The following is a 14231-nucleotide window of genomic DNA, read 5'->3' on the forward strand; positions in this document are numbered from 1 at the left end:
CCGATTCTGTGCCGAAATTTGGCGAGAATGGCGGTGTCCGCTTCGATCCTGCCAAAGCTAGGGTGGAACGGGGCGAACTCGCCCCAGAACTCGCGCGCCACAGAATGAGGAGTCGCATGCGCATCGGTGTCCTGTGCTCAGGGGGAGACAGCCCCGGAATGAACGCTGCCATCCGCGGAGCAGTGCTTCGCGGTGTCGAGGTCCACGGCTTCGAGATGGTCGGATTCATGGACGGGTGGCGCGGCTTCCACGAAGACGACCGCGTGCCGCTCGATCGCGCAGCAGTGCGCGGCATCTCTCCGCTCGGCGGCGTCATTCTCGGAACGAGCCGGGTGCAGCCGTTCCTGTCGGGGCGCGGCGATGAGGCAGACATTCAGGCGATCCGGGATCGCGTCGAGGAGTACGGCGTCGACGCCTTCCTACTGATCGGCGGAAACGGCACGCAGACCGTCGCGCAACTCCTCACCGAGCACGGCATTCCCGCGATCGGCCTCCCGAAGACGATCGACAACGACCTCAGCGGCACCGACTACACCTTCGGCTTCGACACCGCGGTCTCCATCGCCTCCGAGGCGATCGACCGCCTCCGCACCACCGGTGATTCCCACCGCCGCTGCATGGTGCTCGAGGTGATGGGCCGCGACGTTGGCTGGATCGCATTGCACGCCGGCATGGCCGGTGGCGCGCAGGTCACCCTCGTCCCCGAGTTTCCCGAGTCCATCGAGCAGATCAGCGAATGGGTGCTGAGCGTGCGCGATCGCGGCAGATCCTCACTCGTCGTCGTCGCCGAGGGCTTCCGACTCGCGGGAAACGAGGCGCAGACCACGCGCGACGGGCTCGACGGGTTCGGGCGCAAGCGCCTCGGAGGCGTCGCCGAGGTGCTCGCTCCGCTCATCGAACAGCGGACGGGGATCGAGACGCGGGCCACAGTACTCGGGCACGTGCAGCGGGGCGGATCCCCGACCGCCTTCGACCGCGTGCTCGCGACCCGAACGGGAATCGCGGCGGCCGACGCCGCCGAAGCGGGGCAGTGGGGCACCATGGCCGGCCTGCGGGGCGATCGCATCGCGATGGTGCCGCTCGCCGAGGCCGTCGGCCACTTGAAGACCGTGCCGGAGGCGCGCTACGAGGAGGCTCGCCTCAACTTCGGGTGACGCGCTCCGCTCCGAGTGGAGAGCGGACCGCTCAGACGGAGAGTCGCTCCTGCACGTCCTTGAGCGTCGGGTTCGTCGCCGTGGAGCCGTCGGGGAAGACGAGGGTCGGCACGACCGCGTTGCCGCCGTTCACGGATTTCACGAGCTCTTCCGTTCCCGGGGTGTCCTCGATGTCGACCACGGTGTACCCGATGCCCGTCTTGTCGAGCATCAGCTTGAGGCGCTTGCAATAGCCGCACCACACGGTCGAGAACATCGTGACCGTGCCGGCTTCCGGGGTGAACTCGCTCAGCGTCGCAGTACTCATGGGCACAGCGTACTCGCCGAAGCATGAGGACGCATGAGTCGCCGCACCGAGCCGGGCGGAGGTTCGCTCACGGCGTGCTCGCGCCCGTTTCCGACATCCAGGTGGACGGAACATGAACGGGGAAGGGCCAGCTTGACCTGCCAGGGGCGAGGTGGAACCATGATTACGGCGCTTGCGGGCCAACCCGGGTTTACGGGAACGTGAACACGAGATGACTTCGCCGGTGTTCGAAAGGACCCCCCGACCCCGAACCGAAAGACGCCGGTGGAACTCACCATCATCGTGCTGCTGGTCATCGTACTGGCCCTCTTCTTCGACTTCACGAACGGTTTCCACGACACCGCGAACGCGATGGCAACGCCCATCGCGACCGGTGCGCTGAAGCCGAAGACCGCGGTGACGCTCGCCGCGATCCTCAACCTCGTGGGGGCGTTCCTCTCCACCGAGGTGGCCAAGACCATCTCGGGCGGCCTGATCAACGAGGGCGGCGACGGAGTGCTCATCACTCCGGAACTGATCTTCGCCGGGCTGATCGGTGCGATCGTCTGGAACCTCGTGACCTGGCTCTACGGCCTGCCCTCGAGCTCGTCGCACGCCCTCTTCGGCGGTCTGATCGGTGCGGCGATCGTCGGTGCCGGCGTGGCGGCGATCAACGGGGGAGTGTTCCTGTCGAAGATCCTGATCCCGATGGTCGCCGCCCCGCTCACCGCCGGCATCGTCGCGTTCACCGCGACCAAGGTGGCCTACGCGATCACCCGCCGCCACGACGGGAAGAAGGACGGACGCGGCCGGTTCCGGTACGCGCAGATCGCGTCGTCCTCGCTCATCGCGCTCGCGCACGGCACGAACGACGCCCAGAAGACGATGGGCGTCATCACGCTGACCCTCGTCGCAGCGAACCTGCAGGAGCCCGGCACCGGCCCCCACCTCTGGGTGGTCGTCGCCTGCGCGCTCGCCATCGCGATCGGCACGTACTCGGGCGGCTGGCGCATCATCCGCACCCTCGGCGCCGGTCTGACCCAGGTGAAGCCCGCGCAAGGCTTCGCCGCCGAGACCAGCAGCGCCGCCACGATCCTCGCCTCGAGCCACCTCGGGTTCGCGCTCTCCACGACCCAGGTCGCTTCCGGATCCGTCATCGGCTCCGGCCTCGGCCGCCGCGGCTCCAGCGTGCGGTGGCGCACCGTCGGCCGCATCGCCTCCGGCTGGCTCTTCACCCTGCCGGCTTCCGGTGCCGTCGGCGCCATCGCGGCCGCGATCGCGCACACCGGGATGATCGGCGTGATCATCGATGCCGTACTCGGGCTCGCCTTCATCCTGTTCATCTTCTGGCGCTCGAGCCGCAACAAGGTGGACCACTCCAACGCGATCCCAGCGCCGGACGTCGCCGAATCGGGGTATGCCGTGCGGATTCGAAAGGGCAAGGTCAAGCCGCCGAAGACGAAGACCGGATCGGTGAAGCCGTTGAGCCCCGTCGCGCAGACGGCGATCCGCGACGACGAGGCGGCGAAGGAAGCGGCGCGCGAAGCCGCACGTCAAGCAGCTCTTGAAGCCGAGCGCGCGGGCGACGCGATGCCCGGCGGGTACGGGCCGATCCCGACCGCGCGAGCGCAGCAGCAGCAGCAGGAGGGCGACCGATGATCGACTGGATGGCATTCATCATCGTCTTCGGGGCGGCGCTCGTCTCGGCGCTCTTCGTGGTCTCGCTGTACTCGCTCGGACTGAGGTTCCTCGCGACCCCCGCGCCCGCGCCCCGGCTGGCCGACGGCTCGGTCGCGCCGAACGGCCCCTCGCGCGACGATGAGGACGACGACGTCGACGCTGCCGGTCGCCCCACCTGGGCGACCGTGCTCGCGAACATCTGCTTCGGGCTCTCCGTGCTCGTCGTGCTCGTCGGCATCTTCCTCATCATCCCGGCGCTGCACTTCTGGTAAGCCGTCCGGAGTAGTGTGACCGCATGACTGCGACCGCACTCGACCGGATTCCGATGATCGTCGCCGGGCTGCGGCACAGCTTCTCACGAGGCATCACGCGCCCCGAGGTGTGGCGTCGCGAGCAACTCATGCGCCTCCGGGCGCTGCTGCAGGATCGCGGCGCAGACTTCGAGGCGGCACTGCGTTCTGATCTCGGCAAATCGGGTACGGAAGCCCAGCTCACCGAGATCGGCTTCCTCATCTCCGAGATCGATCACGCCCTCGCGCACCTCTCCCGCTGGATGCGGCCGAGACGCGTGCGCGTCCCCCTCGCCGTGCAGCCCGCCTCCGCGCGCATCGTGCCGGAGCCGCTCGGAGTCGTGCTCGTGATCGCCCCCTGGAACTACCCGCTGATGCTCGCCCTGTCGCCCGTCGTCGGCGCACTGGCCGCGGGCAACTCGGTCGTCATCAAACCGAGCGAGCTCGCTCCCGCGACCTCGGGGCTGATCGCGCGCCTCGTGCCCGACGTGCTGGACCGACGCGCCGTCGCCGTCATCGAGGGGGCGGTGCCCGAGACGACGGCACTGCTCGCCGAGCGATTCGACCACATCTTCTACACGGGCAACGCCCGCGTCGGCCGCATCGTGGCGCGCGCCGCGGCCGAGCACCTCACGCCGGTGACGCTCGAGCTCGGCGGCAAATCCCCGGCGTACGTCGACGGGACGGTGCCGCTGCACCTCGCGGCGCGTCGGATCGCCTGGGGAAAGTTCATGAACGCCGGTCAGACGTGCGTCGCACCCGACTACGTGCTCGGACGCCCGGAGGTGCTCCGAGCACTCGCCCCACTGCTCGCGGAAGCCGTGCACGATCTCTACGGGAGCGCTCCCGAGAAGAACCCGGACTACGGACGCATCGTCAACGCCGCCCAGTTCGACCGACTCGTCGCCTACCTCGATGACGGCGAGATCGTACTCGGCGGAGCGTACGATGCCGCACGGAGATTCATCGCCCCGACGGTTCTCGTCGGCGTCGAGCGAATGGCGGCGGTGATGCGGGACGAGATCTTCGGGCCGATCCTGCCCCTCGTCGAGGTCTCCGGGCTCGACGACGCGCTGGCATTCGTCGCCGGCCGCGAGAAACCACTCGCGGCCTACGTGTTCAGCGAGCGCACCGCAGTGCGGCGGCGGTGGGAGCGCGAGACGAGCTCGGGCGCGCTCGGCTTCGACGCACCGGCGCTGCACCTGGTCGTTCCCGAGCTGCCCTTCGGCGGGGTCGGTGAGAGCGGCATGGGCGCGTATCACGGCGAACGGTCGTTCCGCGCCTTCAGCCACGAGAAAGCCGTGCTCGCAAAACCGCTCACCCCGGACACGCTCTCCTCGACGATCATGCCGCCGTTCACGTCGCGGAAGGATGCGCTGGTGCGTCGGTGGCTCGGCAAGCTGCGCGAACCCGGCATATGACCAGCTTCGAACCGCCCCGTCGCTAGGATTGCCCTGTGGAAGACCCCCAGAACAGCCGAGACCTCGATACTCGAGGCGACGCGGCGCACGAGCTTCCCCTCGGAGTGAGGGTGGCGGCGGCATGGTCGTGGCGCCTGGTACTGATCGGCATCGCCCTCGCGGGCTTCCTCTGGCTCGTCGTGCAGGTGCGGATCATCGTCATCCCGCTGCTGGTCGCGATCCTGCTCACCGCGCTCCTCGCCCCCATCGTGCACTGGTTCGAGCGGCAGAAGCTGCCGCGCTCCCTCGGCGTCGTGTTCGCCCTCGCGCTCTTCATCGCGCTCGTCTGGGTGCTGCTCACGCTGATCATCACCCAGCTGCGCGACGGGCTCGGCGACGTCACGAGCCGCTCCGAGGAGGTGTGGTGGGAGATGCTCCGCTGGGCGGAGGCCACGTTCGGCATCTCGGCCAACGAGATCGGGGCCTTCACCGACCAGATCTGGAAGACCGTCCAAGAGCATCAGTCGGAGCTCTGGAACGGCGCGCTCGGCGTCGCCACGTCGGCCGGCCAGTTCGTCGCCGGCCTCCTGCTCACGCTCTTCTCCCTCATCTTCATGCTGATCGACGGCCGTCGCATCTGGAACTGGGTCCTCGGGTTCCTTCCCGCCCGCGCGCACGCGCCGGTCGACGCGGCCGGGCGCGCCGGGTGGGTGTCGGTCGGACAGTACGTCCGGGTGCAGATCTTCGTCGCCTTCGTCGACGCGGTCGGCATCGGCGTTGGCGCTGCGGTGCTGGGAGTGCCTCTCGCCATCCCCATCGCGATCCTCGTCTTCCTCGGATCCTTCATCCCGTTCCTCGGCGCGATCAGCACCGGCCTGCTCGCCGCCTTCGTCGCCCTCGTCTACAACGGGCCGGTCAACGCGCTGCTCATGCTCGGCGTCGTGATCCTCGTCAATCAGATCGAGGGCCACGTGCTCCAGCCGCTGGTGATGGGAAGCGCGGTGCGCGTGCACCCGCTCGGCGTCGTGCTCGCCGTCTCGACGGGCGCTCTGCTCGCAGGCATCCCGGGCGCCCTGTTCGCCGTTCCTCTCGCCGCGGCAGCGAACTCGATCGTCAATGTTCTCGTCAAGCGGCAGTGGGAGACGGGCGTCGACCCCGTCGCCGACTACCACCGCAGATATCAATTGCAGCATCGCGCCAAGCATCGCGCGCGAGCCGTCGCCAAGATGCGACGCAAGGAAGGACGTTCATGACCGAGCAGACCCCAGCACCGGTGCTTCCCGTGCAGGCCCCCGCGCCCACGCTCGCCGATTTCGAGCGCGCGCTCGAGGTCGTGCACCAGGTGACGCAGCGCACCCCGCTCGAGAGCTCGCGGTATCTCGCCGAGATTCTCGACGTCCCGAAGGTGTACATGAAGTGCGAGAACCTGCAGCGCACCGGGGCGTACAAGCTGCGCGGCGCGTACTACCGACTCACGCAGCTCACGCCGGAGGAGCGCGCTCGCGGCGTCGTCGCCGCGTCGGCCGGGAACCATGCCCAGGGCGTCGCGTTCGCGGCGCGCGAGCTCGGCATCAAGGCGACGATCTTCACGCCGCTCGGCGTCGCGCTGCCGAAGCTGCAGGCCACCCGAGGCTACGGGGCCGAGGTGGTGCTCGAAGGCGCGACCTTCCACGAGACCAACGCGGCAGCGCAGCGGTTCGTGGCCGAGACGGGCGCCGTGTTCATCCCGCCCTTCGACCACGAGGCTGTGATCCACGGCCAGGGGACCGTGGCCCTGGAGATCCTCGACTCAGCGCCTGAGATCGAGACCATCGTCGTGCCGATCGGCGGCGGCGGCCTCGTCTCCGGCGTCGCCGCGGCGGCGAAACTGCGGGCCGAGCGCGACGGAACCCCCATGCGCATCATCGGCGTGCAGTCGGAGAACGCGTCGCCCTTCGTGGCGTCGCTCGATGCCGGAGAGCCGGTCACGATCCTCACGAAGCCGACGATCGCCGATGGCATCGCCGTCGCGCGCCCGGGCGACCGCACGTTCGAGTACGTGCGCGACTACGTCGACGAAGTCGTCACGGTGAGCGACGACGACATCGCTCGAGCCATCGTCGTGCTGCTCGAACGCGCCAAGATGGTCGTCGAGCCCGCCGGAGCCGCCGGCGTGGCCGCGATGCTCGCCGGGAAGGCGCGGGTCAGCGGACCCACCGCGGTGATCCTCTCGGGCGGCAACATCGACCCGCTGCTGCTGCAGCGCGTCATCGGCCACGGTCTGGCTGCGTCGGCTCGCTACCTCAAGCTGCGCATCCTGCTCCCCGACGTGCCCGGCCAGCTGGTGCGCACGGCGTCGATCGTCGCCGAGCACAACGCGAATGTCGTCGAGGTGATCCACACCCGCCACGCGACCGAGCTGCCGATCAGCGAGGTGGAGCTCGAACTCCACATCGAGACGCGCGGTCACGACCACGGGGAGATCGTCGCCCAGGCCCTGCGCGACGCCGGCTACATCGTGCGGGTGGGCGAGCGCTACTGAAGCGACACGCGTTGCGTGGCGCCGGAGCGCTCGGTGCCGCCCACGGCGGCAGCCCACGGAGTGAAGCGCGGGGTGGAGCGCTACTGAAGCGACACGCGTTGCGTGGCGCCGGAGCGCTCGGTGCCGCCCACGGCGGCAGCCCACGGAGCGAAGCGCGGGGTGGAGCGCTACTGAAGCGACACGCGTTGCGTGGCGCCGGAGCGCTCGGTGCCGCCCACGGCGGCAGCCCACGGAGCGAAGCGCGGGGTGGAGCGCGGCATCAAGCCGGGAGCGGGGCGCCGGCCTGCTGCGCATAGAGCGCGATCGCGCGCCGCGCGTCGGCGACCGTGATGCTGCCGCCCCCGGTGATGTGCAAGCCGTAGGCGTCTTCGAGCGCTACGAGATTCATCGCGATGTCGTCGAGCGGGCCGGTGAGCGAGAAGTCGCCCGCTTCCACGCCCTCTGCCAGGATCTCCCGGTAGAGCGCGAGCTGCTCCCCGTAGAGCCGCTGCACGAGCTCGTCGTGCAGCGGTGATTTGCCGCCCAGCACGTCGAATTCGTAGAGCAGGCTCATCAGGGCGTCGTCGGGGCCGGTCGGCAAGCCGGCCGTAATGGCGACCGCGAGCTTGGCGGGGGCGCCGACTTCCCGCGCGACGAGGGCGGCGCGCTCGGCTCCCACGCGCTCCATGCCGGCGGCGTGCGCCTCGACGAGGATCGCGTCGAGGTCGTCGTAGTAGTACAGCAGTGCCCCGCGGGTCACGCCGGCCTGGTTCGCGACGTCCGTGAGCGACAGGCTGCGGAGCCCGTGCTGCGCGGCGGCCGCGAGCGCTGCATCGACGACCTCTTTGCGGCGCTGCTGCTGGGTGCTCGGTCGGGCCATGCCTGCCAGTATGCCAGCCGAGGCGCGGGCGAGCGGGCGGGCGGGCGCGCGGGCCGCGGCCCGTCCGTTCCTCGCGCCTCGCCCGAGGCGGGTCAGTTGCGGAGCGTGTTGCGGGGGATCGGGGGAGCGACACTCTCCGGAAGTGACCCGGCTGCCGGCGCGGCGGGCTGGGTGTCGCGCCGGCTGAGTGCCGGCCGGCTGGGTGTCGCGCCGGCTGGCGGCCCGGCCGGCTGAGTGCCGGCCGGCTGGTGGCGGGGCCGGCTGGGTGTCGGATCCGTCCGGCACAGCAGCATTATTTGACAAACGAGTAAATTAATTTACTCTCGAGTAAAAGAACTCGGCGGATCGCCGTCGAGCCGAGCGCCGAGGAGCTGACATGGCCGTCGACACCCTGTTTACCGGTGGGAGTATCCGCACCTTCGATCCCGCGCAGCCCTGGGCCGAAGCGCTGGGCGTCACCGGTGATCGCATCTCGTACGTCGGTTCCGCGGCGGACGCTCCCGCCGCTCGCCACGTCGTGCAGCTCGAAGGGCGCCTGCTCACGCCGGGCGTCGCCGATACGCACAACCATCTGCTGCTGGGCTTCGACGACCTCGCGGTCAGCCTCGATCAGGTGCAGAGCCTCGACGTCGTGCGTGCGCGCATCGCCGAGTTCGCCGAAACGCACCCAGAGCTCGACTGGATCTGCGCGGAGAACGCCCTGTACTCCGTGGTCGAGGGCCGCCGCCCCCGGGCCGACGACCTCACCGGCGTCACCGACCGCCCGGTCTTCGTCACGACCTACGATCAGCACTCCGTGTGGCTGAACCGGCCCGCGCTCGCGAAGCTCGGCATTCTGAACGGCGGCGACATCGCGTGGGGCAACCCCGAGATCGACGCCGCGACGGGCGAGCCCACCGGGTGGGTCACCGACTTCTACACGAGCGCGATGACCATCGACGGTCTGGCCGAGCTGCAGCGCGACATTCCGATGTACTCGCCCGACCGGCGCTACCGCAAGATCACGAACAGCCTGGAGATGGCTGCGCGGTCCGGCATCACCTCGGTGGTCGAGCCGCAGGTGCCCCTCGCAGAACTCGACCTCTTCGCCCGCGCCGAACGCGAGGGCAAGCTCACGAGCCGTACCACGGCCGCCATCTACCACCCGGTCGGCGCCGACGGCGACTTCCGCGCGCGCATCCCCGAGGCCATCCGAGAGACGCCGCAGCACGAGCGCTTCACGCTCGGCCCCGTGAAGCTGTACGCCGACGACGTCATCGAACCGCACACCGCCGCGATGCTCGAGGACTACGCCAACCGCCCGGGCCACCGAGGGCATCCGAGCCTCGAACCGACGGAGTTCACGAAGCTCTTCGTCGAACTCGATCGGCTCGGCTACCAGGTGCACACCCACGCCACCGGCGACTGGGGGATCCGGCTGACGCTCGATTCGATCGAGGCCGCCCAGCGCGAGAACGGACGGCTCGACACCCGCCACGGCATCGTGCACGTCGAGTGCCTCGCGCCCCAGGATCTCCCGCGCTTCGCCGACCTCGGCGTCGTCGCCGCCATGCAGCCGCGGCACGCGTCACCCGACCTGGTGGCCGGCACCTGGATGGAGAACGTGGGCGAATCGCGTTGGGATCGCGCGTGGCGCTTCAAGTCCATGCTCGATTCCGGCGCGCGCGTGACGTTCTCCAGCGACTGGCAGGTGGGCGAGATGGATCCCTTGATCGGCCTGTACAGCGCTATGACCCGCGCCCGCCTCGACGGAGGCGATGCCTGGACCCTCGGGGAGCGGCTCGATCTCGACCGCGCGCTGCGCGCGTACACCCTGGGCGGCGCGGAGGCCTTCCACCGCGAGCACGAGGTCGGCGCACTGCGCGTCGGAGCGCTCGCCGATGTCGTCGTCTGGTCGGGCGATCTCTACGCGATGGAGCCCGCCGAACTGCTCGAGCAGCGGGCCGACCTGACCGTGGTCGGCGGTGCTGCGATCCACGATGCCCGCGGCGAACTCGGCGGTGCTGCTGCGGCCGCACTGGCGACCGATCCGGCCGGCGCCGGGCAGGTCTGCTCCGAGCCCGCGGCGAGCGCTCACACGCACACCCACTGATTCAGCACACCGAATAGAGGACCCCAGATGTCAACGATGCCATCCCACTCAGCAGTCGCCGTCGGCGACGAACGTCTCGCCCACGAGGTCGCAGGCGAAAGCGGCTCCCTCAAGCGCACCCTGAAGCTGCGCCACTTGGTCTTCATCGGCCTGGCCTACATGGCGCCGCTCGCAGTCTTCGACATGTTCGGAATCGTGGCCGATGTCACGAGCGGCCACGTCCCGCTCGCCTACCTGGTCGTGATGATCGCGGTGCTCTTCACCGCCTTCAGCTACTCGCGCATGGTCCGGTTCTTCCCGATCGCAGGATCCGCCTACACGTACGCCAAGGAGGCCATCAACGCGCACCTGGGCTTTCTCGTGGGATGGGTCGCGACGCTCGACTACCTGTTGCTGCCGATGATCAACGCCATCCTCTCCGCGATCTACATGACCGCGGTGATTCCGGGGGTGCCCTTCTGGGTGTGGGTGCTGCTCACCGTCGCGATCTGCACGGTGCTCAACCTCGTCGGAGTGAAGCTCGCGGCGAGCATGAACGTGATCCTCGTCAGCATTCAGCTCGTCGTCGCCGTCGTCTTCGTCGTGCTCACGATCATCAATATCGTGAACGGAGCGAACGGGGCGGAGTTCACCGCTCGCCCGTTCATCTCGAGCGACGTGCAGGGCGCCGCGATCGCCGCGGGAGCCGCGATCCTCGCCCTGTCGTTCCTCGGCTTCGACGCGGTCTCGACCCTCGCGGAGGAGGCGGAGAAGCCCGAGCGCGACATTCCCCGCGCCATCTTCATCATCATCGCGGTCGCCGGTGCGTTCTTCATCACGGTCACCTACGTGATGCAGACGCTGTTCCCCGACGTGACGCAGCTCGCCGATATCGTGGGCGCGTCGCCCGAGATCGCGAAGTACATCGGCGGGGCCGCATTCCAGGCGATCTTCGTCGGCGGGTACATGATGGCCGTGCTCGGGTGCGGGATCACGCAGCAGATGAGCGCTGCCCGCCTGCTCTACGCGATGGGCCGCGACGGTGCGCTGCCGCGCCGGCTCTTCGGCACCGTGAACCCGCGCACCGGCGTCCCCGTCGTCAACGTGCTGATCGTCGCGCTGGTCGCGCTCACGGCGCTGTTCGTCGACCTCGATCAGGCTGCGTCGATGATCAACTTCGGCGCCTTCATCGCGTTCACGTTCGTGAACCTCTCCGTGATCTTCGTGTTCTTCCGCTTCCTGAAGCGGCGCACGGCCGGAGCCTGGGTCACGTTCGTCGCCGTTCCCGCCGTCGGCGTCGCGATCAACGTGTGGCTGTGGCTGAGCCTCGACTCGATCTCCATGATCATCGGCGGCATCTGGTTGGCGCTCGGCATCGTCTACCTGCTGGTGAAGACGCGGGGCCTGCGGGCGCCGGCGCCCGATCTCACGGGGCCGATCAACATCTCGATGTACGAGTGAGGGCGAGGCCGCTGATGCGGCCCCGCCCCGGAAGTATGGTGCTGATCTTCAGCGCTGCGCCGGATCAGCCCGCGTAGGTGTCGACTGCGACGATCTTCACGGCGATCTCTTTGCCGGAGGGAGCCGAGTAGCTGACCTCTTCGCCGACCCTGCGGCCGAGAATCGCAGCGCCGAGGGGGCTCTCGGCGCTGTACACGTCGAGGTCGGAGCCATTGGCGAGCTCGCGATTGCCGAGCAGGAAGCGCTCTTCATCTCCGAAGATCGTCGCTGTCACGACCGTGCCGACCTCGACGACGCCGCTCGCCTCAGGAGCCTCACCGACGACGACGTGCTTGAGCAACTCCTCGAGGTCGCGAATCCGCGCCTCCATCTTGCCCTGCTCGTCCTTCGCCGCGTGATAACCGCCGTTCTCCTTGAGGTCGCCCTCCTCGCGCGCCGCCTCGATGCGCGCGGCGATCTCCTTGCGGCCGGCCACGGAGAGCTGCTCCAGCTCACCCTTGAGCCGGTCGTAAGCTTCCTGGGTCAGCCAGGTCTGGGTGGGCTCGGCCATGACGATCCTCGTTTCAGAATTAATGCGCAAACGCGCCCGAGATGCAAGAGAGCGCCCTGAACCATGCAGGGCGCGAACCCCCAGGCTACCAGTGCGCGGTCCGGGTGTCAGATCGGCGCCCAGGGGTTGACTGGGACAGCGATGCACCGCGTTGAGTGCGCGGACTCAGCTCGCCGCCGACTCCTCGATCACCCAGCAGTCGCGCACTGAAGCGGCCGTCGCGGGGTTCGTGACGACGACCCTCGCCGTCACGGTGTGCGACTGCTGGTCCGTCACCGGCAGCTCCACGATCTTCCAGCCGACGGTCGCCTTCGAGGTGTTCAGCGCCTCGACGGCGCAGGCCACCGGCGTGTTCGGTTCAGTCGTCACCTGAAACTTCATATCGAGGCTGGTGTCGCCGTTCTTCGTGTACCCGATGTCTTGGAACGCCACGCGGTTCGGCTGCTGCCAACCGCTGAACACGAGGAAGGCGATGCCGGCGGCGACGAGAATGGCCGCGGCCGTCCAGGCGAAGCGGCGGTCGAAGCTGGCCCTGCGTCCGGTGCCGTAGCGATCCTCGAGCGACTGCCGCGCGTCGGTCGGTCGGGCGAGCGCAGCGGCCGGCGTGGCGACGGGGGCGCCCGAGGTGCCTCCGGAGGAGATATCGGCCTGCGGCACGGCAACCTCCGATCTGCGCTGGGTAAACTGAATCTTCGTTGCCAGAGTACCGGGAAGCTCCCGGGAAGCATGTGAGAGGACCCTCATGACGCTCAGGTTGATCGCGGTGCACGCGCACCCCGACGACGAGTCCAGCAAGGGCGCCGCAACCTACGCGCATTACGTGGACGCCGGTGCGGAAGTGCTGATCGTGAGCTGCACCGGGGGAGAGCGGGGCGACCTGCTCAACGAACTCGTCTCGCGCGACCCGAAGAGCCGGCGAGACCTACCCGGCCTTCGCCGTGATGAGATGGCGCGAGCGCGCGAGATCATCGGGTTCGAGCACCGGTGGCTGGGGTATCAGGACTCCGGTCTTCCCGATGAGGGGGAGATCGTGCCGGAGACCTCGTTCGCCGGGATCCCGGCCGACGTCTCGGCGGAAGCGCTCGTGCGCATCGTGCGCGAGTTCCGCCCCCACGTCATGATCACGTACAACGAGCAGGGCGGCTACCCGCACCCCGACCACATCCGCTGCCACGACATCAGCCGCATCGCCTGGGAGCTCTCCGGAGACCCCGACGCGTACCCGGAGGCGGGCGAACCTTGGGAGATGTCGAAGCTCTACTACGAAGAGATCTTCAACGCGAAGCGCGTCGAGACGATCTACCAGTGGCTCACCGACAACGACCCGTCGTCGCCCATGATCGAGCAGTTCACCGAGATCCGCGAGTGGATGACGCGTCGCCCCTACGTCGGCACTGCGAGCGTCGACGTCGGGCGTTTCTTCGAGCGTCGCGACGAGGCCCTGCGCGCCCACGCGAGCCAGGTGCCGCCCGACAGCACCTTCTTCTTCTGGCCCAACGAACTGCAGCGCCAGGCCTGGCCGTTCGAGGACTACCGCCTCGCCGCCTCCCGCGTCGCCACGAGCGAGTTCGAAGCCGACCTGTTCCAGGGAATCGAGGAGGGCGCATGAGCCTGTTGACCACCGCCGTGCGCATCGCCGAGGAGACCGAGTTCGATCCCGACACGGTGAGTCCGGGTGTGGCCGGCTTCATCGCGTTCGCGGCGCTCGGCATCGGCATCATCGCGCTCGGCTTCAACATGGTGCGGCGTCTGCGTCGCAACAGCTACCGGGCCGAGGTGCGGGAGCAGATCGAGCAGGAGCTCGCCGAGCAGAACGGGACGGTCGGCAGCGCGGGCACGGACCCGCAGGGGCCGTCCCGGCCGGTGGTCGACCCAGACGCAGATCCGAGCTCCGAACCCGGCGGCGGCCCGCGTGCCGAGCCGGGCACCGAGCCGGGCGCCGAGCCGCGAGGCTGAACG

At 68.9% G+C, this 14231-nt stretch carries 14 protein-coding genes; 10 read left to right on the top strand and 4 right to left on the bottom strand.

The features are described from left to right. Positions 1-116: 116 nt before the first annotated feature. Positions 117-1154 carry a 6-phosphofructokinase gene (locus tag ABFX18_RS09170; protein WP_200332469.1) on the top strand — a complete coding sequence of 346 codons (1038 nt, stop codon included), beginning with the start codon at positions 117-119 and terminating at the stop codon, positions 1152-1154. A 31-nt stretch (positions 1155-1185) separates the two neighbouring features. On the opposite strand, the gene ABFX18_RS09175 is transcribed toward ABFX18_RS09170, so the two are convergent. Further along, a complete protein-coding gene (locus tag ABFX18_RS09175; protein ID WP_090151690.1) occupies positions 1186-1461 on the bottom strand; it encodes a mycoredoxin in 276 nt (91 codons plus the stop codon). Between the two features lie 264 nt (positions 1462-1725). On the opposite strand from ABFX18_RS09175, the gene ABFX18_RS09180 reads away from it, so the two are divergent. Genes ABFX18_RS09180 through ilvA form a run of 5 tightly spaced genes read left to right on the top strand, consistent with a single transcriptional unit; the run spans position 1726 to position 7331 of the window. Next, positions 1726-3099: an inorganic phosphate transporter gene (locus ABFX18_RS09180; RefSeq protein WP_346058105.1), complete on the top strand. Its 1374-nt coding sequence runs from the start codon at positions 1726-1728 to the stop codon at positions 3097-3099. Beyond that, the gene (locus ABFX18_RS09185; protein WP_090151685.1) at positions 3096-3392 is read left to right on the top strand and encodes a hypothetical protein; all 297 of its coding nucleotides are present in this window, start codon (positions 3096-3098) and stop codon (positions 3390-3392) included. Before ABFX18_RS09180 ends, ABFX18_RS09185 begins: the two co-directional genes overlap by 4 nt. Positions 3393-3415: 23 nt before the next feature. Then, positions 3416-4831: an aldehyde dehydrogenase family protein gene (locus ABFX18_RS09190; RefSeq protein WP_346058106.1), complete on the top strand. Its 1416-nt coding sequence runs from the start codon at positions 3416-3418 to the stop codon at positions 4829-4831. Positions 4832-4866: 35 nt separating this feature from the next. Beyond that, complete coding sequence (locus ABFX18_RS09195; RefSeq protein WP_090151678.1) at positions 4867-6063, top strand: AI-2E family transporter; 1197 nt, start codon at positions 4867-4869, stop codon at positions 6061-6063. Beyond that, positions 6060-7331 carry a threonine ammonia-lyase gene (gene ilvA / locus ABFX18_RS09200; RefSeq protein ID WP_346058107.1) on the top strand — a complete coding sequence of 424 codons (1272 nt, stop codon included), beginning with the start codon at positions 6060-6062 and terminating at the stop codon, positions 7329-7331. Before ABFX18_RS09195 ends, ilvA begins: the two co-directional genes overlap by 4 nt. Before the next feature lie 259 nt (positions 7332-7590). Here the strand turns inward: ilvA and ABFX18_RS09205 are convergent, their stop codons facing one another. Beyond that, positions 7591-8190 (bottom strand): TetR/AcrR family transcriptional regulator, encoded by a 600-nt coding sequence (locus ABFX18_RS09205; protein ID WP_211649030.1) that lies wholly within the window; start codon positions 8188-8190, stop codon positions 7591-7593. Positions 8191-8566: 376 nt separating this feature from the next. Between ABFX18_RS09205 and ABFX18_RS09210 the strand changes: the two genes are divergently transcribed. Both ABFX18_RS09210 and ABFX18_RS09215 read left to right on the top strand, forming a co-directional pair. Then, entirely contained in the window at positions 8567-10282 is a 1716-nt protein-coding gene (locus ABFX18_RS09210) for an amidohydrolase (RefSeq protein WP_346058108.1), read from the top strand. A 27-nt stretch (positions 10283-10309) separates the two neighbouring features. Beyond that, positions 10310-11722: an APC family permease gene (locus tag ABFX18_RS09215; RefSeq protein ID WP_200332485.1), complete on the top strand. Its 1413-nt coding sequence runs from the start codon at positions 10310-10312 to the stop codon at positions 11720-11722. Positions 11723-11786: 64 nt separating this feature from the next. Here ABFX18_RS09215 and greA read toward each other — a convergent pair whose 3' ends face one another. Both greA and ABFX18_RS09225 read right to left on the bottom strand, forming a co-directional pair. After that, a complete protein-coding gene (gene greA, locus ABFX18_RS09220) occupies positions 11787-12272 on the bottom strand; it encodes a transcription elongation factor GreA (RefSeq protein ID WP_346058109.1) in 486 nt (161 codons plus the stop codon). A gap of 165 nt (positions 12273-12437) precedes the next feature. Next, a complete protein-coding gene (locus ABFX18_RS09225) occupies positions 12438-12929 on the bottom strand; it encodes a DUF4307 domain-containing protein (protein WP_346058110.1) in 492 nt (163 codons plus the stop codon). 85 nt (positions 12930-13014) lie between these two features. On the opposite strand from ABFX18_RS09225, the gene mca reads away from it, so the two are divergent. Both mca and ABFX18_RS09235 read left to right on the top strand, forming a co-directional pair. Next, entirely contained in the window at positions 13015-13881 is an 867-nt protein-coding gene (mca, locus tag ABFX18_RS09230) for a mycothiol conjugate amidase Mca (protein WP_090151658.1), read from the top strand. Next, positions 13878-14228 (top strand): hypothetical protein, encoded by a 351-nt coding sequence (locus ABFX18_RS09235; protein ID WP_346058111.1) that lies wholly within the window; start codon positions 13878-13880, stop codon positions 14226-14228. Before mca ends, ABFX18_RS09235 begins: the two co-directional genes overlap by 4 nt. Positions 14229-14231 lie beyond the last annotated feature (3 nt).

The organism is Leucobacter alluvii (genome assembly GCF_039530485.1).
Taxonomy (GTDB): Bacteria; Actinomycetota; Actinomycetes; order Actinomycetales; family Microbacteriaceae; genus Leucobacter; species Leucobacter alluvii.